Annotated in this window: 21 protein-coding genes; 8 read left to right on the top strand and 13 right to left on the bottom strand. The window is 68.6% G+C overall.

Annotated features, from left to right (window positions below; genetic code table 11):
• Positions 1–849: 849 nt before the first annotated feature.
• From AC1RR5_RS00005 to sdhC, 6 genes are all read right to left on the bottom strand, one after another.
• Complete coding sequence (locus tag AC1RR5_RS00005; protein ID WP_454718338.1) at positions 850–1,170, bottom strand: 2Fe-2S iron-sulfur cluster-binding protein; 321 nt, start codon at positions 1,168–1,170, stop codon at positions 850–852.
• Between the two features lie 27 nt (positions 1,171–1,197).
• Complete coding sequence (locus AC1RR5_RS00010) at positions 1,198–2,436, bottom strand: NAD(P)/FAD-dependent oxidoreductase (protein WP_492919068.1); 1,239 nt, start codon at positions 2,434–2,436, stop codon at positions 1,198–1,200.
• 128 nt (positions 2,437–2,564) lie between these two features.
• Positions 2,565–3,347, bottom strand: a complete 783-nt coding sequence (locus AC1RR5_RS00015) for a succinate dehydrogenase iron-sulfur subunit (protein ID WP_492816550.1) — start codon at positions 3,345–3,347, stop codon at positions 2,565–2,567.
• A 7-nt stretch (positions 3,348–3,354) separates the two neighbouring features.
• Positions 3,355–5,145, bottom strand: a complete 1,791-nt coding sequence (sdhA, locus tag AC1RR5_RS00020; RefSeq protein ID WP_492919069.1) for a succinate dehydrogenase flavoprotein subunit — start codon at positions 5,143–5,145, stop codon at positions 3,355–3,357.
• Positions 5,145–5,600, bottom strand: coding sequence for a succinate dehydrogenase, hydrophobic membrane anchor protein (gene sdhD / locus AC1RR5_RS00025; RefSeq protein WP_454718741.1), 456 nt, complete (start codon positions 5,598–5,600; stop codon positions 5,145–5,147). Before sdhD ends, sdhA begins: the two co-directional genes overlap by 1 nt.
• Positions 5,567–5,974, bottom strand: a complete 408-nt coding sequence (gene sdhC / locus AC1RR5_RS00030; RefSeq protein WP_492919070.1) for a succinate dehydrogenase, cytochrome b556 subunit — start codon at positions 5,972–5,974, stop codon at positions 5,567–5,569. Before sdhC ends, sdhD begins: the two co-directional genes overlap by 34 nt.
• A 182-nt stretch (positions 5,975–6,156) precedes the next feature.
• On the opposite strand from sdhC, the gene AC1RR5_RS00035 reads away from it, so the two are divergent.
• Positions 6,157–7,593 (top strand): sensor histidine kinase, encoded by a 1,437-nt coding sequence (locus AC1RR5_RS00035; protein ID WP_492919071.1) that lies wholly within the window; start codon positions 6,157–6,159, stop codon positions 7,591–7,593.
• On the opposite strand, the gene AC1RR5_RS00040 is transcribed toward AC1RR5_RS00035, so the two are convergent.
• Complete coding sequence (locus AC1RR5_RS00040; protein ID WP_492919072.1) at positions 7,590–8,171, bottom strand: GDP-mannose pyrophosphatase; 582 nt, start codon at positions 8,169–8,171, stop codon at positions 7,590–7,592. The genes AC1RR5_RS00035 and AC1RR5_RS00040 overlap by 4 nt on opposite strands.
• Before the next feature lie 9 nt (positions 8,172–8,180).
• A complete protein-coding gene (gene zapE / locus AC1RR5_RS00045; protein ID WP_492919073.1) occupies positions 8,181–9,299 on the bottom strand; it encodes a cell division protein ZapE in 1,119 nt (372 codons plus the stop codon).
• Between the two features lie 97 nt (positions 9,300–9,396).
• Between zapE and AC1RR5_RS00050 the strand changes: the two genes are divergently transcribed.
• The 7 genes from AC1RR5_RS00050 (at position 9,397) to trxA (ending at position 19,406) form a co-directional block, all read left to right on the top strand.
• Positions 9,397–10,266 carry a GNAT family N-acetyltransferase gene (locus tag AC1RR5_RS00050; RefSeq protein ID WP_492919074.1) on the top strand — a complete coding sequence of 290 codons (870 nt, stop codon included), beginning with the start codon at positions 9,397–9,399 and terminating at the stop codon, positions 10,264–10,266.
• Positions 10,263–10,709, top strand: a complete 447-nt coding sequence (gene tsaE, locus AC1RR5_RS00055) for a tRNA (adenosine(37)-N6)-threonylcarbamoyltransferase complex ATPase subunit type 1 TsaE (protein ID WP_492919075.1) — start codon at positions 10,263–10,265, stop codon at positions 10,707–10,709. Before AC1RR5_RS00050 ends, tsaE begins: the two co-directional genes overlap by 4 nt.
• Complete coding sequence (gene amgK, locus AC1RR5_RS00060; RefSeq protein WP_492919076.1) at positions 10,699–11,787, top strand: N-acetylmuramate/N-acetylglucosamine kinase AmgK; 1,089 nt, start codon at positions 10,699–10,701, stop codon at positions 11,785–11,787. The genes tsaE and amgK overlap by 11 nt, the downstream gene beginning before the upstream one ends.
• Positions 11,784–12,500 (top strand): N-acetylmuramate alpha-1-phosphate uridylyltransferase MurU, encoded by a 717-nt coding sequence (murU, locus tag AC1RR5_RS00065; protein WP_492919077.1) that lies wholly within the window; start codon positions 11,784–11,786, stop codon positions 12,498–12,500. The genes amgK and murU overlap by 4 nt, the downstream gene beginning before the upstream one ends.
• Positions 12,497–15,484 (top strand): double-strand break repair protein AddB, encoded by a 2,988-nt coding sequence (gene addB, locus AC1RR5_RS00070; protein ID WP_492919078.1) that lies wholly within the window; start codon positions 12,497–12,499, stop codon positions 15,482–15,484. The genes murU and addB overlap by 4 nt, the downstream gene beginning before the upstream one ends.
• Positions 15,481–18,951, top strand: coding sequence for a double-strand break repair helicase AddA (gene addA, locus AC1RR5_RS00075; RefSeq protein WP_492919079.1), 3,471 nt, complete (start codon positions 15,481–15,483; stop codon positions 18,949–18,951). The genes addB and addA overlap by 4 nt, the downstream gene beginning before the upstream one ends.
• Before the next feature lie 122 nt (positions 18,952–19,073).
• Positions 19,074–19,406 carry a thioredoxin gene (trxA, locus tag AC1RR5_RS00080; RefSeq protein WP_013077346.1) on the top strand — a complete coding sequence of 111 codons (333 nt, stop codon included), beginning with the start codon at positions 19,074–19,076 and terminating at the stop codon, positions 19,404–19,406.
• 79 nt (positions 19,407–19,485) lie between these two features.
• On the opposite strand, the gene AC1RR5_RS00085 is transcribed toward trxA, so the two are convergent.
• The 5 genes from AC1RR5_RS00085 to trpB form a co-directional block, all read right to left on the bottom strand.
• Entirely contained in the window at positions 19,486–19,593 is a 108-nt protein-coding gene (locus tag AC1RR5_RS00085) for a hypothetical protein (RefSeq protein WP_454718353.1), read from the bottom strand.
• Between the two features lie 85 nt (positions 19,594–19,678).
• A complete protein-coding gene (locus tag AC1RR5_RS00090; RefSeq protein WP_492919080.1) occupies positions 19,679–20,992 on the bottom strand; it encodes a bifunctional folylpolyglutamate synthase/dihydrofolate synthase in 1,314 nt (437 codons plus the stop codon).
• An 8-nt stretch (positions 20,993–21,000) separates the two neighbouring features.
• Entirely contained in the window at positions 21,001–21,924 is a 924-nt protein-coding gene (locus tag AC1RR5_RS00095; protein WP_492919081.1) for an acetyl-CoA carboxylase carboxyltransferase subunit beta, read from the bottom strand.
• A 12-nt stretch (positions 21,925–21,936) separates the two neighbouring features.
• The gene (trpA, locus tag AC1RR5_RS00100; RefSeq protein ID WP_492919082.1) at positions 21,937–22,764 is read right to left on the bottom strand and encodes a tryptophan synthase subunit alpha; all 828 of its coding nucleotides are present in this window, start codon (positions 22,762–22,764) and stop codon (positions 21,937–21,939) included.
• Positions 22,765–22,771: 7 nt separating this feature from the next.
• Complete coding sequence (gene trpB / locus AC1RR5_RS00105; RefSeq protein ID WP_492919083.1) at positions 22,772–23,992, bottom strand: tryptophan synthase subunit beta; 1,221 nt, start codon at positions 23,990–23,992, stop codon at positions 22,772–22,774.
• Positions 23,993–24,006 lie beyond the last annotated feature (14 nt).

Below are 24,006 nucleotides of genomic sequence, written 5' to 3' on the forward strand. Positions count from 1 at the left end.
CCAGTCCCGGGGGAAAACCCAGAACCAGGTATCTGGTTTGCATAGTATCTTGACGAGTTCCCATCACACAGTGACCAAACCGCCCAACCCGAAGGCCTGGGGCTCAGCCACCATATTAATGGTGTCTTCAAGAGACCGCATTTGTCAGCGTCGAAGGTAGACCTAAAGTCTACCGCCAGAGCGCCGCCGCCTGCGTTTCTCTTTCCAAATCAACAATGTCAAAGACCCAAGCTGCCGGAGCAACCTCACCGTTTAGCGCCCAGTGTCGGCGGAGGCGGCTATCTAGCGAACCTCGAATTCCGTGTCAAATCGTTTTTTTCAAAACTTTCTGACGTCACCACCAGCCGACCCGGAGGTCTTCGGCAGAGCCGGCAGCTTCTAAAGAAACCACCGAAACCAGTCAAGCTATTTTTCGAAGAAACTTCGAAGCAACTACTTGACTAGCCCACGCATCGCGCCGCTGATTTCTTGCGAAGTCTTGGCAGCTACGCGTTGGAGCGGCGCTTCTGAAGAGAGCGGCCCCGAAGTGAACCAACTCTTTTCGGCTTTTCGAAACTCCGGAAAACCGGGAGCGAAAAGACAAAAGAAGGATCCTTGGGCCGCCGTGGCCGCCCTTGCGGATCCGTCATCGAGTCGATTGGAGCGCGGTTTCTAACGAAGCGTCTGGAGCGATGCAACTCCCTTTCGGGTGCCGCGTCGTCCGGTCGCGATGTCGTTCCGAGCGAGGCGGTGATCTAGTCCTCCCTCGGACGACTGGCAACCCCCTCGCGACAATATAACGACGCTCTTTTGACGGGATGGTTAGCCCCGCCTTGCGGAGCCCGCGCCGGCAGGCTCCAGCCCTCTATACTAGTGCTGGCTTTCCGGCAGGCGGACGACCAGGCCGTCCAGCGCGTCGCTGACCTTGATCTGGCACGACAGGCGGCTGTTGGGCTCGACGTTCTCGGCGAAGTCCAGCATCGACTCTTCCATGGCCGACTTGTCGCCGGTCTTATCCAGCCAGGCGTCGTCGACATAGACGTGGCAGGTCGCGCAGGCGCAGGCGCCGCCGCAATCCGCGTCGATGCCCGGCACGTTGTTCTTCACGGCGCCTTCCATGACGGTCAGGCCCGGCTTCACGTCGAGCGCGTGCTCAGTGCCGTCGTGTTCGATGTAGGTGATCTTGGCCATTTGGCTCTCTATTCCCCTTGAGCGACCTTAGGCCGCCACCTCTTTCATGGACACATTGGTGTCGGCGAGTTTTTCGGCGCTCACCGGCGTGCGTTTGGCGATCAGCTGCTTGCCTGCCATGAATTCGGGCGGCGCATTGACCGCCTCGACGGCCTGCAGCAGGTCGCCCTTCAGATGGAAGACCGCGAACTTGGCGGCGGCGACGTCGCCGCGCACCACCTGGCGGTCGGCCTCGAACGGCAGGCCGGCGATCTGCAGCTTCAGATCATACTGGTCGGACCAGAACCACGGCACCTCGGGCGAAGGGCCCGTGCGGCCCAGAATCGCCGAGGCGGCCTGCTTGGCCTGCTCCAGGGCGTTGGGCACGCTCTCCAGGCGGAACTGGCGCTCATATAAGGGGAGCGGGCGATGGGTGACGTCGCCGATCGCGAAGATCGACGGGTCGGCGGTGCGCGCCTCCAGGTCGACGACGACGCCATTGGTGGTTTCCAGACCCGCGTCCTTGGCCAGCTCGTCATTGGGCGCCGCGCCGACACCGACCAGGGCGACATCGCAGGCGACCACGCGGCCGTCGGTGAACTTCACGCCCGTGACGTGACCATCCCGGCCTTCGAAGCCCGCCACGCCGGCGTTCAGCTCGAACGTGACGCCATGCTTGCCGTGATAGTCCTGGAAGAACAGCGACAGGGTCTCGCAGGCCACCCGGGCAAGCACCCGGCTCTCCCGCTCGACGATCAGGGCGTGACTGCCCAGGGCGCGGGCGGAAGCGGCGGCTTCGAGGCCGACATAGCCGCCGCCGATCACGGCCAGGCGCTTGTCGGGACCCAGGGCGTGCTTGAGCAGCTCGGCGTCGGCCGCGGTGCGCAGGGCCAGGACGCCGGCCAGGTCGGAACCGGGGATCGGCAGCTCACGGGCGCGGGCGCCGGTGGCCAGGATGAGGAAGTCGTAGGTAATGACCTCGCCCGAGGCCAAGGTCACCGTCTTCTCGGAGCGATTGATCCGCTCGGCTACGCCTTCGAGGCGCAGGAAGACATTATTGTCGGCGTACCACTCGGCGGGCTTCAGCGAGAGGGAGTCGGCGTCGGCCTCACCCTTGAGCCAGGCTTTCGAGAGCGGGGGGCGCTGATAGGGCAGCAGCGGCTCGTCGCCGATCAGGACGATCCGGCCTTCGTGACCGTACTGGCGCAGGAACGCCGCGGCCGAACCGCCGGCATGACCCGCGCCGACAATGACGACGCATGCGTTCTGATTGACTTCAGCGCTCAATGACGCCCTCCCTTTCGTCAAAAATGACGCCGGCGTCACCTATTGGCAAGCGCCTTGATACAGGCCGCATATAGAACGGGGCGGCCCGTTTCCGAAGCCGCCCCGCGCTTGTCTCTATAGAGAGCCCGTCAGACGACGCGCTCGACCATCATCTTCTTGATCTCGGCGATGGCCTTGGCCGGGTTCAGCCCCTTGGGGCAGACCTGGGCGCAGTTCATGATCGTGTGACAGCGATACAGCTTGAAGGGATCCTCAAGCGCATCCAGGCGGTCGCCGGTCGCTTCGTCGCGGCTGTCGATCAGCCAGCGATAGGCGTGCAGCAGGGCCGCCGGGCCCAGATACTTGTCGCCGTTCCACCAGTAGCTGGGGCACGAGGTCGAGCAGCAGGCGCACAGGATGCACTCGTACAGGCCGTCGAGCTTCTCGCGGTCCTTGGGCGACTGCTTCCACTCGGTCTGCGGCTCGGGCGTGTCGGTGTGCAGCCAGGGCTCGATCGAGGCGTACTGGGCGTAGAACAGCGTCAGGTCCGGGATCAGGTCCTTGACCACCGGCAGGTGCGGCAGCGGGCTGATCTGGACAGCCTTACCCGGGACTTCAGCCCAGCCGTGCGTGCAGGCCAGGGTGTTGCGGCCGCCGATGTTCATCGAGCACGAGCCGCAGACGCCTTCCCGGCACGACCGGCGGAAGGCCAGGGTCGGATCGATGGTGTTCTTGATATAGAGCAGGGCGTCCAGGACCATCGGGCCCACGGCGTCCATGTCGACGTCGTAGGTGTCCCAACGCGGGTTGCCGCCCGCTTCCGGATCGTAGCGGTAGATCTTGAAGGTCTTGACCTTCTTGGCGCCCGCGGGAGCCGGCCAATGCTTGCCCGACTTGACCTGCGAGTTCTTGGGGAGTGCGAGTTCGACCATCGTACCCTCAGTAGACCCGTTGCTTCGGCGGGATGTAAGCGATGTCGTCCGACATGGTGTAGCTGTGGACCGGGCGGTAATCGATCTTCACCTTGCCGGACTCCATGTCGAGCCAGGCCAGGGTGTGTTTCATCCACTCGGCGTCGTCGCGGCTGGAGAAATCCTCGCGGGCGTGGGCGCCGCGGCTCTCGGTGCGGTTGGCCGCGCCGTTCACCGTGACCACCGCCTGGCTGATCAGGTTGTCGAACTCCAGGGTCTCCATCAGGTCGGTGTTCCACACCAGACCACGATCGCTGACCTTGACGTCGGCCTTCTTCTTCCAGACCTCGGCCAGGCGGGCGACGCCGCTGTCCAGGCTTTCGCCGGTGCGGAACACCGCGGCGTCTTCCTGCATGGCCTTCTGCATTTCGAGACGCAGGTCCGCGGTCGGGGTCGAGCCCGAGGCGTTACGGAACCTGTCGAAGCGCGCGATGTGCGCGTCGGTCCAGGCGTCCTTCAGTTCCGGCTGCTTGGCGCCCGGCTTGAGGATCTCGGCGCAGCGCAGGGCCGCGGCGCGACCGAAGACCACGAGGTCGATCAGCGAGTTCGAACCCAGGCGGTTAGCGCCGTGCACCGACACGCAGGCCGCTTCGCCCACGGCCATCAGGCCGGGGATCACCTGGTCTGGGTTCTCGCCGGACTTGGTGACGACTTCGCCGTGGAAGTTCGTCGGGATGCCGCCCATGTTGTAGTGGACGGTCGGCAGCACCGGGATCGGGGCCTTGGTCACGTCGACGCCGGCGAAGACCTTCGCCGTCTCCGAGATGCCCGGCAGGCGCTCGTGCAGAATCTTGGGATCCAGGTGATCCAGGTGCAGGAAGATGTGGTCCTTGTTCGGGCCCACGCCGCGACCTTCACGGATCTCGATGGTCATCGCGCGGCTGACCATGTCGCGGGGCGCCAGGTCCTTCACCGACGGGGCGTAGCGCTCCATGAAGCGCTCACCTTCCGAGTTGGTCAGGTAACCGCCTTCGCCGCGGGCGCCTTCGGTGATCAGGCAGCCGGCCCCGTAGATACCGGTGGGGTGGAACTGCACGAATTCCATGTCCTGCAGCGGCAGGCCGGCGCGCAGCGCCATGGCGTTGCCGTCGCCCGTGCAGGTGTGGGCCGAGGTGGCCGAGAAGTAGGCGCGGCCATAGCCACCCGTCGCCAGGATCACTTGCTGAGCCTGGAAGCGGTGCAGGGTGCCGTCGTCGAGCTTCCACGCGGTCACGCCGCGGCACACGCCAGCCTCGTCCATGATCAGATCGAGGGCGAAGTATTCGATGAAGAACTCGGTGTCGTGGGCCAGCGACTGGCCGTACATCGTGTGCAGCATGGCGTGACCGGTGCGGTCGGCCGCCGCGCAGGTGCGCTGGATCGGGCCTTCGCCGTAGTTCTTGGTCATGCCGCCGAAGGCGCGCTGATAGATCTTGCCGTCCTCGGTGCGCGAGAAGGGCACGCCCCAGTGCTCGAGCTCATAGACCGCCGCCGGCGCGTTGCGGGTCAGGTACTCGATGGCGTCCTGGTCGCCCAGCCAGTCCGAACCCTTGACGGTGTCGAACATGTGCCAGCGCCAGTCGTCCTGGCCCATATTGCCCAGCGAGGCCGAGATGCCGCCCTGCGCCGCCACGGTGTGGCTGCGGGTCGGGAACACCTTGGTGATGCAGGCGGTCTTGAGGCCAGCCTGGGCGCAGCCCAGCGCGGCGCGGAGACCCGAGCCGCCAGCGCCGATGACGACGACGTCGAACTTGTGGTCGATGAACTTGTAGGCCGACATCAATGGGCTCCGGTCACGCTCAGGGCGACCTTGAGGATCGAGAAGATCCCCACGGCGCCAGCCAGCACGCAGACGAACAGGTTGCCGATCACCAGGGCGGACTTGGTCGTGAAGCGGTAGATATAGTCTTCGATCACCACCTGGACCGCGCTCTGCAGGTGCACCAGGGCAGAGATCAGCAGGAGGCCCAGCAGCACGGCGTTCAGCGGCTGGCCGATCCAGGTCGCGACCGTGTGCTGGTCGGCGCCGATCAGCTTCAGGGCGCTGTAGACGCCCCAGACGGTCAGCGGCGCGAAGGCCAGGCCCGACACGCGCTCGGTGATGAAGTGGCCGACACCGTGGTGCGACGAGCCCATACCCCGGGCGCGCGACAGCGGCGTACGGAACTGGATGGGCTGGAAGAGGTCCTTGTTGCTGCTCATCAGAACGCTCCGTTCGCGCCGGCGATGACCCAGGTGACGATCGTCGCCACGACCGCGAAGGCGATCGCCATGGCGCCGGTCATGTCGGCGATGCGCGGGGCGAAGCCCTTGCCGGTGTCCCAGAAGGTCTGGCGCAGGGTGTAGGCGACGTTGAAGAACACCGCGAAGGTCTCGCCCAGCAGCACCAGCTTGCCGATCGGCGAACCCAGAATGCCGCGGTAGGTGTCGTAGGCCTCGGGACCGGCGGCCAGGGCCGCGGCCCAACCGGCCAGGATCACGGCGCCGACCCACAGGCCGACGACGCAGCCGCGGTGCAGGATCGAGCAGGCCATGGTGATATGCCAGCGCCACACCTGCAGGTGCGGCGACATCGGGCGCTCAGGCAGCCCCCGGCTCGTGTCGGTCATGGGAGGTCCAACCTCAGTAGCCTTTGTGCGTTGCGGGATGCTTTTAAGCGCGAGGGCGGGGGTGTCAATTAAAGCGGGGCCTCTTGAGAAACGTTCTCAGTCCCGTCCCGGGTAGGTTAAGGAACCCCTAAGGCCAAGGTTGCGTTACGGTCGGTCGCTTTAGGGGGAAGCACGTCCAATCCATGAGCAGTCCGATCGATTTCAGAGCGGTGTTCGACCGGATATCGACCCCGTACATGATGATGGACCACGACCTGGTCATCGTCGAAATGAACCAGGCCTATCTGGACGTCACCAGCCGCCACCGCGATGAGTTGCTGGGCCGCTACGTCTTCGACGCCTTCCCGTCCGAAGGCGAAAGTCGACGCCTGCTCGAAGAGTCCCTGCTCCGCACCCGCAACACCGGCGAGACCGATGTGATCGCCATGATCCACTACGCGATCCAGCGCGCTGACGGCGGCGTGTACGACAGCTACTGGAGCGCCACCCACACCTATGTGCCGTCGGCGGACGGTCGCGGCTTCGTGCTGCAGAACACCCAGGACATCACCGAGCTGCGCAAGCTGAAGGACAACGCCTTCCGGCCCGAGGCGCCGCCGACCACCGCCATGCTGGGCGATAGCGTGCTGCGCCGCGTCGAGGCCCTGCAGTCCCAGAGCGTGCAGATCCGTCGCCTGTTCATGCGCGCGCCCAGCTTCGTGGCCATCCTGCGCGGCCCCGACCACGTCTTCGACTTTGCCAACGAGGCCTATCTGCGCCTGGTCGGACGCCAGGATATCGTCGGTCGCCCGCTGATCGAGGCCCTGCCCGAGATCCGCGACCAGGGCTTTACCCAGCTGCTGGACGAGGTCATGCGCTCGGGCGAGCCGTTCATCGGCCGCGAGGTCGGCGTGATGCTGGCCCGCGACCCTGGCGCCCCGCCGCAGGAGCGGTTCCTGGACTTCATATACCAGCCGATCATCGAGGCAGACGGTTCGGTCTCGGGCGTGTTCGTCGAGGGATCGGACATGACCGACCGGGTCCTGGCCAATCAGCGCCAGCGCCTGCTGATGGACGAGCTGAACCACCGGGTGAAGAACACCCTGGCCACGGTCCAGGCCATCGCCCAGCAGACCCTGCGCGGCGCCACGACCCCCGAGACCTTCGCGGCCGCCTTCGAGGCGCGGCTGCTGGCTCTGTCCCAGACCCATAACGCCCTGACCGACAGCCAGTGGGCCGGCGCGGGCCTCAAGCAGATCCTGTTCCAGGAGCTGGGCCCCTATGGCGGCGAGCGTATCCGCATGGAGGGACCGGACGTCCACCTGCCGGCGCGGGTGGCCCTGTCACTGGGCATGGTGTTCCACGAACTGGCCACCAACGCCGCAAAGTACGGCGCGCTGTCGACGGGCGGCGGCAGGCTGCTGCTGACCTGGACCCTGTCCGGCGATGGCGACGCCCTGCGCTTCGAGTGGCGCGAAACCGGCGGACCGCCGGCCCGGCAGCCCGAGCGCAAGGGCTTCGGCTCGCGCCTGATCGAGCGCAGCATTACCAGCGAGCTGCGTGGGACGATCGAGGCCGACTATGGCGAGAGCGGCCTGGTCGTAAGCTTCGACGTGCCGCTGGCCCGCGACTTCGACTAGCGGAAAGCCGTCAGGGCCAGGTGCTGCAGCAGCATGATGGTCTTGGCGTCGCGGATGCGGCCATCGGCGATCATGGCCAGGGCCTCGTCGATCGTCGGCTCCAGCACCTCGATGTCCTCGCCCTCGTCGGGATGGCCGCCGCCGTCGCCGATCCGCATCGACGCGTCATACTCGGCGACGAAGAAGTGCAGGATCTCGGTCACCGAGCCCGGGCTCATGAACGCCTCAAAAACCTTGCGGACCTCGCCCAGGCGATAGCCCAGCTCTTCCTCGACCTCGGCCCGGATCCGCACCTCGGGCGCAGCGTCATCCAGCAGGCCGGCGGCCGCCTCGATCAGCAGGTCGTCATAGCCGTTGACGAAGGCCGGATAGCGGAACTGCTTGACCAGCAGCACGGTGCGGTTGGCCAGGTTGTACGGCAGCAGCACTGCCCCGTTGCCTCGGTCGTAGTGCTCGCGGTGCTGGGTCTGCCAGGTCCCGTCGCGACGTTTCCAGTCGAACGCCGTCGTCTTGAGGACGTACCAGTTGTTGGAGAGCAGCTTGGTCTCCTGGACGCGGACCCGATCCTTGACGCTCATGCTTGTCTCCTAATCGCGAACCCGGGCCACGTAGTCGGCCGACCGCATCTCCTGCAGGCGCGAGACCGTGCGCTCGAACTCGAAGGCGCCGTCGCCCTCGGGATACAGCGCCTCGGGCTCGGCCTCGGCTAGGGCCACCAGCTTGGCGTCGGCCTCGTACAGGGCGTCGATCAGGGTGTTGAAGCGCTTGGCCGCGTCGCGCCGCTCGGGCGTCAGGTTAGGAATGTCTTCCAGGAAGACGGTGTGGAAGCGCTCGGCGATCGCCAGGTAGTCCTGCGGTCCCAGAGCTTGCTGGCACAGGCTGGCGAAGGATGAGCGCAGCATCCCGCCGGCGGCGCGCGGCAGGCGCATCTTGCGGCCCAGCACCTCCAGCGTCGCGCCGGTCTCTGCCGCGCCATCCAGCATGTCGGCCCACAGCCGCTCGAACTCGGCCTGGTTGGCCTTGTCGTTCGGCGCCAGCCAGGTGCGGGCCGCGCGCAGCCGGTCCAGGCGGAAGTCGACCGGGCCACGAATGGCGACGACGTCCAAGGCCTGCTTCAGCATGTCGATGAACGGCGTGAAGAGCTGGCGGTTGAGACCGTCCTTATACAGGTCGTCCGGCGGCCGGTTCGAGGTGGCCACCAGGGTGACGCCCCGCGCGAACAGGGCCTCGAACAGCCGCCCCAGGATCATGGCGTCGGCGATGTCGGTGACCTGCAGCTCGTCGAAGCACAGCAGGCGCGCGCTGTCGGCGATCCGATCGGCGGTCGGGACGATCGGATCGTCGCCCTTGTGCTGGCCGAAACGCGCCTTGCGGATCGCTGCGTCGCCCTTGCGCCAGGCGTCGATATCGGCGTGGACCTCGGCCATGAAGGCGTGGAAATGGATGCGGCGCTTCTTGGCGACCGGCGCGCTGTCGAAGAACAGGTCCATCAGCATGGACTTGCCGCGCCCAACCGGCCCCCACAGATAGACGCCGCGCTGGCTCTTGGGCTTGCGGCCGAACAGCGAAAAGCCGGGCTCGCCGGCATTGTCCAGGTCGGCCTCCAGCCGCGACAGCGCCTCGACGGCGGCGGCTTGGGCCACATCGGGCTTGATCTCGCCCTGGGCCAGGCGCTCGCGATAGGCGGTGCGAAGAGATGTCGGCATCGGGATGTGCGGTTAGCGCGTGAGGGGCGGGAATGGAAGCCCGCCCATGCGTCACCCTGCGGCTGACAGCTTCGTCGACGCAGCCTAAGCTCCTGTCATGGTTCATGTTCCGGCCGTCGGGTGGGCGCGACAGATGCCCGAGCCCCACATCATCGACACCTTGATCACCGAGCGGGCGCCGCGCCTGACGGGATCGCCGCTCTGGCCCCTGGTCCGGCTGCTCGTCTACCGGATGCTCGACTATCGCAAGGCCCGGCGGATGGCGGAAACCATCTGCCAGCTGGGCGGCCGCGCGGCGCTGGACCATGTCTCCGACCTGCTGGCCCTGAAGGTCGAGGTTTCGGGCCTGGAGAACCTGCCCGCGATCGGCCGGGTCATCATCGTCTCCAACCATCCGACCGGCATCGGCGACGGGGTGGCGGTCTATGACGCGATCAAGGCCCGGCGGCCGGACGTCGTGTTCTACGCCAATGCCGACGCCCACCGGGTGTGCCACCGCTTCGACGAGGTGCTGATCCCAGTCGAGTGGGTCGAGGAAAAGCGCAGCCGCGAACGCATGCGCCTGACGCTGACCATGACCCGCGAGACGATGGAAGCCGAGCGGGCGCTGATGATCTTCCCCGCCGGCCGCCTGGCCATGGAGGACGACACGGGCCAGCTGACCGACCCGCCGTGGATGACCTCGGCCGTCTCGCTCGCCCGCAAGTACGGCGCGCCGATCATACCGATCCACCTGACCGGTCCGCGCTCGCACCTGTTCCACTTCTTCGACAAGCGGTGGAAGGAGATGCGCGACATCACCCTGTTCCACGAGCTGCTGAACAAGAAGGGCCGGCCGTTTTCGCTGATCGTCGGGGCGACGATCGATCCCGAGGCCTTGCCCCACGACGCCGGAGAAGCCACGGAGACGCTGAAGCGCTATGTGGAGCGCGTGTTGCCGACTGACCCGACGAGCCGCCTGACGTGACAGAAGTTTTCCTCGCAGACGAGGCCGCGACCCAGGATTTGGGCCGCAAGCTCGCGACCGCGCTGCGCCCCGGCGACGCCCTGTGCCTGACCGGTCCGCTGGGCGCCGGCAAGTCGACCCTGGCCCGCGCCCTGATCCGCGCCCTGACGACGCCGGATGAGGAGGTTCCCAGCCCGACCTTCACCCTGGTGCAGTTCTACGAGACGGGCGGCTTCCCCCTCGCCCACTTCGACCTCTATCGCCTGTCGGACCCGGACGAGGCCTATGAGATCGGCCTGGACGAGGCGCTGGACGGCGGTGTCGCCCTGATCGAATGGCCCCAGCGGCTCGAAGGGCGTTTGCCGGCGAATCGGCTCGATATAGACATCGCCCTGGACGGCGACGCGCGACGCGCCGTCATCGTGGCGCACGGCAGTTTCGAAGGACGTGATCTTGAGTTCTGAGCGCGAGACGGCGAAAGCCGCGTTCCTTTCCGCCAACGGCTTCGGCGACGCCCGTCGCGAGAGCCTGGGCGGCGACGCCTCGACGCGGGCCTATGAGCGGCTACATCGAGACGGCGAGAGCTTCATCTTCATGGACCAGCCACCGGCGCTGGAAAGCGTGGTCTGCCCGCCGGGCGCCACCGACGCCGAGCGCCTGGCCCTGGGTTACAACGCCGCCGCCCGCTTGGCCGCCGGTTCGGTCGGAGCCTTCGTGGCGACGGCGGACTATTTGCGCCAGCGCGGCCTCTCGGCCCCGCGCATCTTCGCCTACGGCGTCGCCCAAGGCCTGGCCGTGCTGGAAGACCTGGGCGACGGCCTCTACGCCACCCTGATCGCCGACGGCCAGGACGAGCGCCCGCTGTACGAGGCCGCCGTCGACCTGCAGGTGGCCCTGCATGCCGAGACGCCGCCGGACGTGCTGGCCGTCGACGACGTCCGCTGGCCGCTGCTGACCTACGACACCCTGGCCCTGAAACACGCCACCGACACCTTCCTGGAATGGTGGCCGCAGTTCGCTGGCATCCCGGCCTTCAGCGCCGAAGCGGTGGCCGAATGGGACGCGCTGTGGGCGCCCGTCTGGGTGCGCGGCGAGGCCGGGGCCAACGTCTTCACCCATCGCGACTATCACGCCCAGAACCTGCTGTGGCTGCCCGAGCGTGACGGCGTTGCCCGCGTCGGCCTGCTGGACTTCCAGGACGCCCTGCGCGCCCACCCGGCCTGGGACCTGACCCACCTGCTGCAGGACGCCCGCCGCGACGTGTCGCCGGAGCTGGAGGCGGCCATGCTGGACCGCTACCTGGCCGCACGCCCGAGCCTCGACCGCGAAGTCTTCATCGCCGACTACCGCGCCCTGGCCGCCTCGAACGCCGCTCGCATCCTGGGCCGGGTCTTTGCCCGCCAGGCCCTGCTGGGTCGCCGTCAGTACGAGGCCTACATGCCGCGCACCTGGCGCTACCTGGAGCGGAACCTGAGCGATCCGGCCATGACCGGCCTCAAGGCCTGGTTCGACCAGTACGTACCGGCGGAGGCCCGTCGATGAGTGGTCCCAAGATCGCGATGGTGCTGGCCGCCGGCCTAGGCACCCGCATGCGTCCGCTGACCAACGACCGGCCGAAAGCCCTGGTCGAGGTGCACGGCAAGGCGCTGATCGATCACATGCTGGACCGCCTCGCAGCCGCCGGGGTCGAGACCGCCGTGGTCAATGTCCACGCCTTCGCCGACCGGCTGGAAGCGCATCTGAAGACGCGCCAAACGGCTCCGAAGATCATCATCTCCGACGAGCGGCCGGAAGCCCTGGAGACCGGCGGCGGGCTCAAGCATGCCCGTCCGCTGCTGGGCGAAGGCCCCGTCTGGGTCGCCAACATCGACTCCGTGTGGATCGAGACCGGGGTCCCGGCGCTGGACGCCATGGCCGCCGCCTGGGATCCGGCCCGGATGGACGTGCTGCTGATGCTGGCGCCCACCGCGACCTCGCTAGGCTTCCACGATAGCGGTGACGTCTTCCTGGAAGACGATGGCGCGATCCGCTTCAAGGCCGCTGGCGAGACCGGGCCGCTGGTCTATGTCGGCGTTCACATCTGCGATCCGGCCATCGTCAAGCACGGCCCCGAGGGTCCGTTCTCGCTGACCCCGCTCTGGCGGACCCTGGCGGCGGATCGTCGTGTCCACGGCGTGACGCCCGACGGCCTCTGGATGCATGTCGGCGACCCGGGCGCCAAGCTGGCGGCCGAAGCGAAACTCTCGGAAGGATGACCGGACCGGCCCCCTTTTTCGAGCGTGAGGGGCCGCGCTGGTTCTCGATCCCCGCCCACCGCCCGTTCGTCGACGACCTGGCGCGCGGCCTGCTGAACACGCTGGAGCCGCTGGGGCCCGAAGCCCTGCCCCGCGCCACCGTCCTGACCCCGACCCGCCGCGGCGCCCGCGCCCTGGCCGACGCCTTCCTGGCGGTTGGCGGCGGTCGGGCGCTGCTGCTGCCGCAGATCCGGCCCCTCGGCGATCTCGATGAGGGCGAGCCGCCGTTCGAACCGGGCGACCTGGCCCTGGACCTGCCGCCGGCCATCTCCTCGCGCCGCCGCCGGTTCGAGCTGGCGCGGCTGGTCATCGACCATGGCGACAAGCTGTCGTTCAAGCCCGGCCCGGTCCAGGCGCTGGAACTGGCCAAGGCCCTGTCCGACTTCCTCGACAGCTGTCAGATCGAGGAAATCCAGTTCGAGGACAGGCTGGACGGCCTGGCCGAGGGGGATCTCGCCCAGCACTGGCAGGTCTCGGCCCGGTTCCTCAAAGCCGTGCTGCGCGCCTGGCCCCAGCGGCTGGACGCCCTGGGCCTGATCGACGTCTCCGACCGCCGCGTTCGCCTGCTGCGGGCGCTGGAAAAGCAGTGGAAGAACGACCCGCCGACCGAGGTGCTGGTCGCCGCCGGCTCGACCGGCACCGCCCCGGCCACCGCCGACCTGCTGCGCGTCGTCGCCGCTGCCCCCAAGGGCGCCGTCGTCCTGCCCGGCCTGGACGAGGATCTGGCCGATAGCGCCTGGGACCGCATCGAGGGCACGCCCGGCGAGCAGCATCCGCAGGGCGCGATGAAACGCCTGCTGGACCGCGCCGGCGTCTCGCGCTCCGACGTTCGCGCCTGGGTCCCCGATGTCGACAGCCGGGGCCGCTGGCGCCGGCGGATCGTCAACGAGGCCCTGCGCCCGGCCGAGGCCACCGCCGACTGGCTGGCCCAGATCGCCGCCCTGCGCGCCGAGGCCCCGGGCCTGGACCCGATCGCCGAGGGCCTGACCGGCTTCTCGGTCATCGCCGCCCGCGCCGAGGAAGAGGCCGCCGGGGCCTGCGCCCTGCTCCTGCGCGAGGCGCTGGAGGCCCCGGACATGACCGCCGCCCTGGTCACGCCCGACCAGACCCTGGCCCGCCGGGTGATGACCCGTCTGCAACGCTGGGGCGTCATCCCCGACAGCTCGGCCGGCGCGCCGCTGGCGGCGTCCGGCTCGGCGATCCTGGCTTTGCACCTGGCGCGGCTGGTCGAAGAACCGCTCAATCCCGTCCGCCTGTTGGCCTTCGCCAAGCACCCGCTGGTGCTGGCCGAGGACGAGGCGCCGGCCGCCGCGATGCTGGAACGCAAGGGCCTGCGCGGCGCCGCGCCCAGTTCGAAGGGTGTCCTGCGCGCTCGACTGCAGGACGCGCCTGAAGCCCTGGCCCTGTGCGACCGCGTCCTGGCCGCCGTCGACCACGCGGCCGCCGTCTATGCCAACGGCTTCGCCCCGCCCTGCCGCGCGGCCCAGGCCATTGTCGAGGCGCTGGAAGGCTTGATCGCCACGAACCGCCTGTGGGCCGGCGGCGCGGGCGAGAGCCTGGGCGGACTGATGGCCGCGCTGATCCAGGACGGCGAGCCCCTGCCCGACGCCTCCCCCCAGGCCTTCGCCGACATCTTCGACCGGCTGGTCAACGAGGAGACCGTCCGGGTCGGCGGCGCCACCCATCCCCGCCTGCGCATCCTGGGCGCCATCGAGGCCCGCCTGGTCCGCGCCGACCGCCTGGTGCTGGCGGGGCTGGAGGAAGGCGTCTGGCCGCAGGGCGCGCCGATCGATCCGTTCCTGTCGCGGCCCATGCGCAGCCGCCTGGGCCTGCCGCCGCCCGAGCGCCGCGTCGGCCTGACCGCCCACGACTTCGCCCAGGCCGCCAGCGCGCCGGACGTCGTGCTGGTCCACTGCGAACGACGCGGCGGCGCGCCGGCCGTCGAGTCGCGCTGGCTGTGGCGTCTGAAGACCCTGGCCGCCGGCGCGGGCCTGGCCCTGCCCCGCCGCGACGACGTGCTGGACTGGGTCCGCGCCCTCGACGCCCCCGATCCTTACGCCCCGATCAGTCGCCCGGCCCCGACCCCGCCGGTCGAGGACCGTCCGCGCAAGATGGCCGTCACCCGCGTCGAGGCCCTGACCCGCGATCCCTACGCCGTCTGGGCTCGCGACATCCTCAAGCTCTATCCGCTGGAACGCCCCGACGAGCCGGTCGAGGCGCGAGCGCGCGGCACCGCGATCCATGCCGCTTTCGAGAAGTTCGCCGAGACCTATCCCGACGCGGTGCCGCTCGAAGCCGCAGGCGTGTTCGAGCGCTTCTATATCGACGCTCTGGTCGAAGCCGGCATGCCGCCGACGGCCCTGGCCCGCGAAAAGGCCCTGGCCCGCGAAGCCGCCCTGTGGGTCGCCGACTGGGAACGCTCGCGCCGGACCACGGCCCGCAAGGTCGTCGTCGAGGCGGCGGGCGAGCTGTCGCTCAGCATCAACGGTCGCCCCTTCACCCTGACCGCCAAGGCCGACCGGATCGAGCCGACTGCCGACGGGACCGCCCACATCCTCGACTACAAGACCGGCGCGGCGCCGTCGCAGAAGCAGGTCGACACCGGCTTCTCGCCGCAACTGACCCTGACGGCCGCGATCCTAATGCATGGCGGCTTCCCGGACCTGGGCAAGCCTACGCCCGGCGACCTGACCTATGTCCGCGTCACCGGCCGCAAGCCGGCTGGCGAAGAACAGGTCCGCGCCCTGGCCGGCGAGGAAAGCAGCGCCGCCGCGACCAAGGCGCTTGAAGGCCTCTCGACCCTGATCGCCCGCTATGACGATCCGGCCGAGCCCTACCGCTCGCGGGTCGCGCCGCAGTTCGTGAAGGAGCACCCCGGCGACTACGCCCACCTGGCCCGCGTGTTCGAATGGTCGACCAGCGGCGACGACGGGGACGGCGAATGAGCGCCTTCGATCCCCAGCGCATCGCGGCCGATCCGGCGATCTCGGCCTTCGTCACGGCCAATGCCGGGTCGGGCAAGACCAAGACCCTGATCGACCGGGTCGCGCGCCTGCTGCTGGCCAAGGTGGCGCCCGAGGCGATCCTGTGCGTGACCTATACCAAGGCCGCCGCCGCCGAGATGCAGCGGCGTCTGTTCGAGCGATTGGGCAAGTGGTCGGTGACCAGCGACGCGGATTTGCGGGCCGAGCTGATGAAGCTGGTCGGCGAGCCCGAGGTCACCTACGACGCCAAGCGCCTATCGGAGGCCCGCGCCCTGTTCGCTCAGGCGCTGGAGACGCCCGGCGGCCTGAAGATCCAGACCATCCACGCCTTCTGCGAGAAGCTGTTGCGGCGCTTCCCGCTGGAGGCTGGGGTGTCGCCCGGCTTCACGGTGATGGACGACCAGGCCGGCGCCGCCATCGCCCGCGCCGCTCGTCGCTCCACGGCCCAGTGGGTCGACACGCATGAGGACGCCTTCGCGCAGGCCTATGCCCGCTTCTCGGTGGCGCTGGATTTCCTGAGCTTCGAGGCGATGTTCGCGGGGTTCGAGACCCGACGCGGCCAGATCATGGACTATGTCCGGCGCTGCGGGGGCCTGTCGGAAGCCATCGCCGACGCCTGGGAGCGTTGCGGCTTCGACGAACCGACCTCGGCCGGCGACCTGGCCGCCCAGGCGATGGCGCGGCTGGATCTCGGCGCCTGGCGCGCGGCGGCCACGGTGCTGTTCGACGGCGGCGGCAAGGCTGACGCCAAGAACGCCGAGGCGCTCGCCGCCGTGGCTCGCGATCCGGATGCGACGCTCGACCTCGCCCTCCGCGCCCTGTTCACCGAAGGCGGCGAGGGCACGCCGGCGACCTGGCCGGGCAAGACCTCGGGCCTGAAGAGCCGCGAGGACTTGCGCGAGGCCCTGCTGCTGGAACAGACCAAGCTTGAGGCAGCCCGCGAGCGGGTCCGCGCCGCCAAGGTGGCCGAGGATACCGAAGGCGCCCTGCGGCTGGCGGTGCTCTACGTGGAATCCCACCGGATCGAGAAGGAAGCGCGCGGCGCGCTGGACTTCACCGACCTCATCGACAAGACCCGCGTGCTGCTGACCGAGAAGGTCGAGGCCGCCTGGGTGCTCTACAAGCTGGACGGTGGCATCGACCATATCCTGCTGGACGAGGCCCAGGACACGGCCCCTGAGCAGTGGGAGATTCTGCGCGCCCTGACCGCCGACTTCTTCGCCGGCGAGACGGCGCAGGGCTGGGGCGGCGAACGACGCGCCGAACGGACCCTGTTCGTGGTCGGCGACGAGAAGCAGTCGATCTATTCGTTCCAGGGCGCCGATCCGACGCGGCTGCTGGAGGAAACTCAAGGCTACATCACCCGCATCGAGGCGGTCGGCGCGGTGGGCAAAGGCGTGCCGCTGACGGTGTCGTACCGCTCGACCCACGAGATCCTGAGCTTCGTCGACGCCCTTTTCTCCGATCCCGAGACCCGCGAGGGCGTGCCGCCGCCGGTGGGCCAGGATCTGGTCCGCCACGAGCTGTTCCGCCACGGCCATCCCGGCTGCGTCGACCTGTGGCCTCTGACCCGCGAACTGCCCGGCGAGGAGCGCGAGGCCTGGGAGGCGCCGGTCGACTCCGAAAGCGAACGCAGCGCCAACCGCCGTCTGGCCGAGGCCATCGCCGCCGAAACCGCCGCGATCCTCAGCCGAGGAGACGCCGTCTTCGACAAGGAGATCGGCCGTCACCGCGCGGCCCACGCCGGCGACATCCTGGTGCTGGTTCGTCGTCGCAAGGTGCTGTTCGAGGAGATCATCCGGGCCTTGAAGCGGCGTGACGTGCCGGTGGCCGGGGCTGATCGGCTCTCATTGTCCAGCCACATCGCCTTCGAGGACCTGCTGGCGCTGGGGCGGTTCATCCTGTTCCCGGATGATGACCTAACCCTGGCGGCGCTGCTCAAGTCGCCGTTCTGTGGCCTGACCGACGATGACGTCTACGCCTTGGCCAAGGGGCGTCGCGCCACGCTGTGGGCCGAGCTGCGACGGCGCTCCGAGGAGCGTCCGGAATGGATGGCGGCAAAGGCGGTGCTGGACTGGGCGCTGACCGAGGGCCGCAAGCGTCAGCCGTTCGAGTTCTTCGCTGGCTGGCTGGGCCTGACCGACGCCGGCGACCGCTCGCATCGCGCCAAGGTGCTGACCCGCCTGGGCGCTGAAGCCGAAGAGGCGCTGGACGAGTTCCTGGCCCAGGTGATGGAGGCCGAGCAGCGCGGCGTGCGTGACCTCGAGGCCCTGGTCGCCGACTTCGCGGCGCTGGACATCGTGGTCAAGCGCGAGATGGAAGGCGCTCGCCGCGAGGTGCGGGTGATGACCGCCCACGGCTCCAAGGGCCTGGAGGCGCCGATCGTCTTCCTGCCCGAGACGACCGTGAAGCGCGGGGCCGGCGGTTCGCCACTGCTGGTCACCGAGGATGGCGCGCTCTTGTGGTGCGCGAGCTCCAAGGGCGACTGCGACGCCTCGGCCAAGGCGCGGAAGCTGCGTGAAGATAAGGAAAGCCAGGAGGCCCTGCGCCTGCTGTACGTGGCCCTGACCCGCGCTCGCGACCGGCTGATCCTGTGTGGCCGCATCGACGCCCGGACCAAGGATGACAAGGTCGGCGGCTGGTACGCCTCAGCCCGCGCCGCCTTCGGCCATGCCGACATCGCGCCGGGCGTGCGGACCATCGGCGAGGACGAGGCGGCCTTCCTGCGCTACGGCCCCGATCCCGAAAGCGCGCCGCGTGTCGAAGAAGACGTCCGCGCCTCGGCGACCGCGCCGGCCTGGATCAAGGCCGTGGCCCCGCCCGAACCGGCCGCCGCCCGCTACGCCGCCCCGTCGCGGATCGAGGACAACGCCCATGTCCCCGCGCCCTCGCCGCTGGCCAGGGTTTCGGGCCTGGGCCGCTATCGCCGGGGCGAGATCGTTCACAAGCTGCTGCAGCTGCTGCCCGATGTCGCGCCGGACCAGCGGGCGATCGCGGCTCAGCGCCTGCTCTCCGCCGAGCGCGACCTGACCGACGAGCAGCGCGAAGAGATGGCCACCGCCGCGTTCGGCGTGCTGAACGATGCGCGCTTCGCCGCCGTGTTCGGTCCCGGCTCGCGCGCCGAGGTCGCCCTGGCCGGGACCAGCGTCCATTTGCCCAAGGGCCTGGCCGTTTCCGGCCGTGTCGACCGGCTGGTCGTCGACGAAGGCCGCGTGCTGGTGGTCGATTACAAGACCAATCGCCCGTCGCCCGACGCGATCGAGGACGCCGATCCGGCCTATCTGGCCCAGATGGCTGTCTATGCCGCCGTGCTGCGCGAGGTGTTCCCCGGACGCACCGTCGAGGCGGCTCTGGTGTGGACGGACGGCCCCAAACTGATGCCGGTTCCAGAAAAGGTGATGATCGAAGCGCTGGCCCGGCTGACCTAATCCCGTTGCCGGACGGCTAACGTCCCCCTACATCTTTGTGCAAGCGCCCGGAACGAATCCGGGAACATCGACCTTATCGCGTCCTCCGCGCTGATCCGCGTGACGCCAGACTGGAGCAGACCATGAGCACCGTTGTGGTGACCGACGCCACCTTCGAATCCGACGTCCTGAAGGCCAGCAAGCCCGTGCTGGTCGACTTCTGGGCCGAGTGGTGCGGTCCCTGTAAGCAGATCGCCCCGGCCCTGGAGCAGATCTCGGAAGAGCTGGCCGACGTCGTGACCGTCGCCAAGGTCAATATCGAGGACAGCCCGACGACCCCGTCGCGCTACGGCGTCCGCGGCATCCCGACCATGATGCTGTTCCGCGATGGCCAGATGACCTCGATGAAGGTCGGCGCCATGCCGAAGCAGAAGATCCTGGAATGGCTGAACGAGGCCGGCGTCCAACCGGCCTAAGCAGCTTTCTCAGCTGAATTGAAGACGCCCGCTCCGGTCTCCGGAGCGGGCGTTTTCGTGACGGGCCCCAAATGGGGTGTCACTTCTTGGCCGTGACGATGAACGGCGAGACCGAGACCGGCGGGACCTTCTTGTCGGCCTTCGGTTTGCGGACTTCTTTGTTGGACTTCTTCTGACCCTTGGCCATCGGCGGTTCCTGCCAGGGCGGGCGCGCCTGCCGAGGATGTCCAGCGGGCCGTGCCGCCCTATCGGCGTCCAGCAGCCTTACGCGCTTAGACGGGCCAAGTCTCTGGGCTCATCGCCAGCACCTCGCCGGCCAGGTAGAGCGAGCCGCAGATCAGGACGTGCGGCGTCGGCTCCAGCTTGAGGGCGCGGCCCAGGGCGTCCTGGACCGAATCGCAGGCGCAGGCTCTCAGGCCGGCCAGTTCGGCGGCGGCCGCGGTATCGGCGGCGCTGGCGGCGGCGTGGCCTTCGAAGGTGACGGTGAAGACCTTGGCCGCCACGCCCCGGAAGGCGCCGAAGAAGCCGGTGGCGTCCTTGTTGGCCAGCAGGCCCGAGATCAGCGCCACGGGGCGACCGTCGCGGGCGGCCAGATCGGCGACGGCGCGGGAGACGGCGCGGCCGGCGTGCGGATTATGGCCGCCATCCAGCCAGAGATCGGCTCCGGCCGCCTTGGCGCGCTCGGCAAGCGGCCCGGCGGTCAGGCGCTGGAAGCGGGCCGGCCAGACGGTGGCGGCGATGCCGCGTCCTATCGCGTCTTCGTCGATACGCGGATCGGCCAGGGTCAGCAGGGCGGCGACGGCCAGGCCAGCGTTTGCGAACTGGTGGTCGCCGGGCAGGGACGGCGCGGGCAGGTCCAGCAGGCGGTCTTGCATCTGGACCAGCAGCCGGCCGCGCTCGTTCCACGCGTCGAAGTCGCGGCCCATCAGGGTCAGCGGGGTGCGAGCCCGTTCGGCGGCGGCCTCGATTACGGTCTCGGCGTCTTCCTGCTGGCGAGCCGAGACGGCGGGGGCGCCGGGCTTGATGATGCCGGCCTTCTCGACCGCGATCTTGGCGAGGGTGTCGCCGAGGAATTCGCGGTGATCGATGTCGACCGGAGCGATGACGCTGACCTTGGGCGTGACGACATTGGTCGCGTCCAGAATCCCGCCCAGGCCGACCTCGACGATGCACAGATCGGCCGGGACCTCGGCGAAGGCGACGAAGGCGGCGGCCGTGGTAATCTCGAAGAAGGTGATCGGCAGGCCGGCGTTTGCCTGCTCGACGCGGTCCAGCACGTCGACCAGGTGGTCGTCGGTGATCAGCGTTCCGGCCAGGCGGATGCGCTCGGCGAAGCGGACCAGGTGCGGCGAGGTGAAGACGTGGACCTTCAGGCCCGCCGCCTCGGCCATGGCCCGGAGGTATGCGACCGTCGAGCCCTTGCCGTTGGTGCCGGCCACGTGGATCACGGGTGGCAGACGGTCTTGCGGATCGCCCAATGCGGCGCAGAGCCGTCGCATCCGGTCCAGCGACAGGTCGATCAGCTTGGGATGCAGCGCCTGGAGCCGCGCGAGGGCGGCGTCGTGGGCGCGAAGGTGGTCGCTCAAGGAAGCGCTCAGGCCGCTTTGCGCTTGCGGCCCATCATCAGCGTACCCAGCACCGAACCCAGCGTTTCCGGCAGATCCTTGCGGTGGGTGACGCGGTCGACCATGCCCTTTTCGACCAGGTATTCCGAGCGTTGGAAGCCCGGCGGCAGGGTCTCGCGGATGGTCTGCTCGATGACGCGCGGACCGGCGAAGCCGATCAGGGCGCCCGGCTCGGCCAGGTGGATGTCGCCCAGCATGGCGTAGGAGGCGGTGACGCCGCCGGTGGTCGGGTCGGTGAGGACCACGACGTAGGGCAGGGCCGCATCCTTCAGTTCGTTGATCGCCAGGGTCGTGCGGGCCATCTGCATCAGCGACAGCGCGCCTTCCTGCATGCGGGCGCCGCCAGCGGCGGTGAAGGCGATCAGCGGCACTTCACGGGCCACGGCGGCCTGGGCGGCGGCGATGAAGCCCTCGCCCGCGGCCATGCCCAGCGAACCGCCCATGAAGGCGAAGTCCTGGACCAGCACCACGGCGTCGACGCCGCCGACCTTGCCGTAGCCGATCGCCATGGCGTCCGGTTCGCCGGTGGCCTTGCGGGCCGCGATCAGGCGATCCTTGTAGGGCTTGCCGTCCGAGAACTTCAGCGGATCCTCGGGCACCGCCGGCGTCGGCAGGGCCTCGAACTCGCCGTCGTCGAAGGTGAACTTGAAGCGGGCTTCGGGCCCGATCCGCATGTGACGACCGGCCGGCGTGACCCACAGGGCCGCCTCCAGGTCGGAGCGGAAGATCATCTCGCCCGTGTCGGGGCACTTGACCCAGAGGTTCTCGGGCGTCTCGCGCTTGGCGAACGCGCCGCGCACGCCGGGCGCGATCCGCGACAGCCAGCCGCCTCGGCGGTCAGTCGCCAATTTCTTGTCGCCCTTCTTCGGGTCCTGGGGTTCAGCCATAGCCATAGCCTTAGAGCCTCACTTCGTCCCGACTCGCGCCGAACGCACAGCCTTAGCCAGCTCCGACGCCTTGAGAAGAACCTTCTCGGTCACGTTTTCGTTCAACTGCACAGCGGATTCGATTTCATCCACAAGCACCGAGCCCACCACGGCCGCGTCGGCCACGCGGGCCACCTCGGCGGCGCGTTCCGGCGTGCGGATGCCGAAACCGACGGCGACCGGCAGGCCCGAGGCCTTGCGGATGCGTTCGACGGCCGGAGCCACCGCATCGGCATTGGCTTCCTTCACGCCGGTCACGCCGGCGACCGAGACGTAATAGACAAAGCCCGAGGTGCGGCGGATCACGGCCGGCAGGCGCTTGTCGTCCGTCGTCGGCGAGGCCAGGCGGATCAGCGACAGGCCTTCAGCCTCGAGCGCGTCCGACAGCGGATCGGCCTCTTCCGGCGGGCAGTCGACCACGATCAGGCCGTCGACGCCGGCGTCATTGGCTTGTTTCGCGAAGGTCTCGAAGCCGCGGTTCACCAGCGGGTTCAGATAGCCCATCAGGATGATCGGCGTGTCCTGGTCGCCCTCGCGGAAGGCGCGGACGATGTCCAGCGTGCCGTTCAGCGTCATTTTCTGCGCGAGAGCCCGCTGGCTGGCGCGCTGGATGGTCGGGCCCTCGGCCATCGGGTCTGAGAACGGGAAGCCCAGCTCGATCAGGTCGGCGCCGGCGGCCGGCAGGCCCTTGACGATCTCGAGCGCGGTCGCCGCGTCCGGGTCGCCAGCCATGACATAGGCCACGAAAGCGGCGCGGCCCTCGGCCTTCAGCGCCGCGAAGCGACGGTCGATACGGTCCTTGGTCATGCGGTCCTCAGATCGTCCGCCCGAGCGCGTCGGCGACGGTGAAGATGTCCTTGTCGCCACGGCCCGACAGGCAGAGCACGATCACGCCGCCCTCGCCGATCTCCTTGGCCAGCTGCGGCAGCTTGGCCAGGGCGTGGGCGCTTTCCAGGGCGGGGATGATGCCCTCGAGCTCGGCGCACAGCTGGAAGGCTTCCAGGGCCTCGGCGTCGGTGCAGGTCAGGTACTGGGCGCGGCCGATGTCGTGCAGGAACGAGTGCTCGGGACCAATGCCCGGATAGTCCAGGCCCGCCGAGATCGAGTGGGCGTCCTGGATCTGGCCGTCCTCGTCCTGCAGCAGGTAGGTCTTGTTGCCGTGCAGGACGCCCGGGCGGCCGCCGGTCAGGGACGCGGCGTGCTTGTCGGTCTCCAGGCCGTGGCCCGAGGCCTCGACGCCGTAGATCTTGACGCTCTCGTCGGCCAGGAACGGGTGGAACATGCCGATGGCGTTTGAGCCACCGCCCACGCAGGCGACGACGGCGTCCGGAAGACGGCCTTCAGCTTCCTGGATCTGGTCGCGGGTTTCGCTGCCGATCACCGCCTGGAAGTCGCGGACCATGGCCGGATAGGGGTGCGGACCGGCCGCTGTGCCGATCATGTAGTAGGTGTCTTCGACGTTGGTGACCCAGTCACGCATCGCCTCGTTCATGGCATCCTTGAGGGTCGCCGCGCCCGAGGTCACCGGTCGCACTTCGGCGCCCAGCAGGTTCATGCGGAAGACGTTGGGCTTTTGCCGGGCGACGTCGACGGCGCCCATATAGACCACGCAGGGCAGGCCGAAGCGGGCCGTGACGGTGGCCGAGGCCACGCCGTGCTGGCCAGCGCCGGTCTCGGCGATGATCCGGGTCTTGCCCATGCGCTGGGCCAGCAGGATCTGGCCCATGCAGTTGTTGATCTTGTGCGCGCCGGTGTGGTTCAGCTCTTCGCGTTTGAAATAGATCTTCGCGCCGCCGAGGTGTTTGCTGAGCCGCTCGGCGAAATAGAGCGGCGAGGGCCGGCCGACATAGTGCGTCAGGTAGCCCCGAAGCTCCTTCTGGAAGCTCGGATCGTTCTTGGCTTCCGTGTAGGCGCGGTCCAGCTCGAGCACGAGCGGCATCAGCGTCTCGGCCACATAGAGGCCGCCGTAGTCGCCGAAGCGGCCCTTGGCGTCCGGATAGGCGGACCAATCGTTAGGCTTCGCGGGAGCGTTCACAGGCTCATCCAAAG

The organism is Caulobacter sp. GW821-FHT11E11, assembly GCF_058808315.1.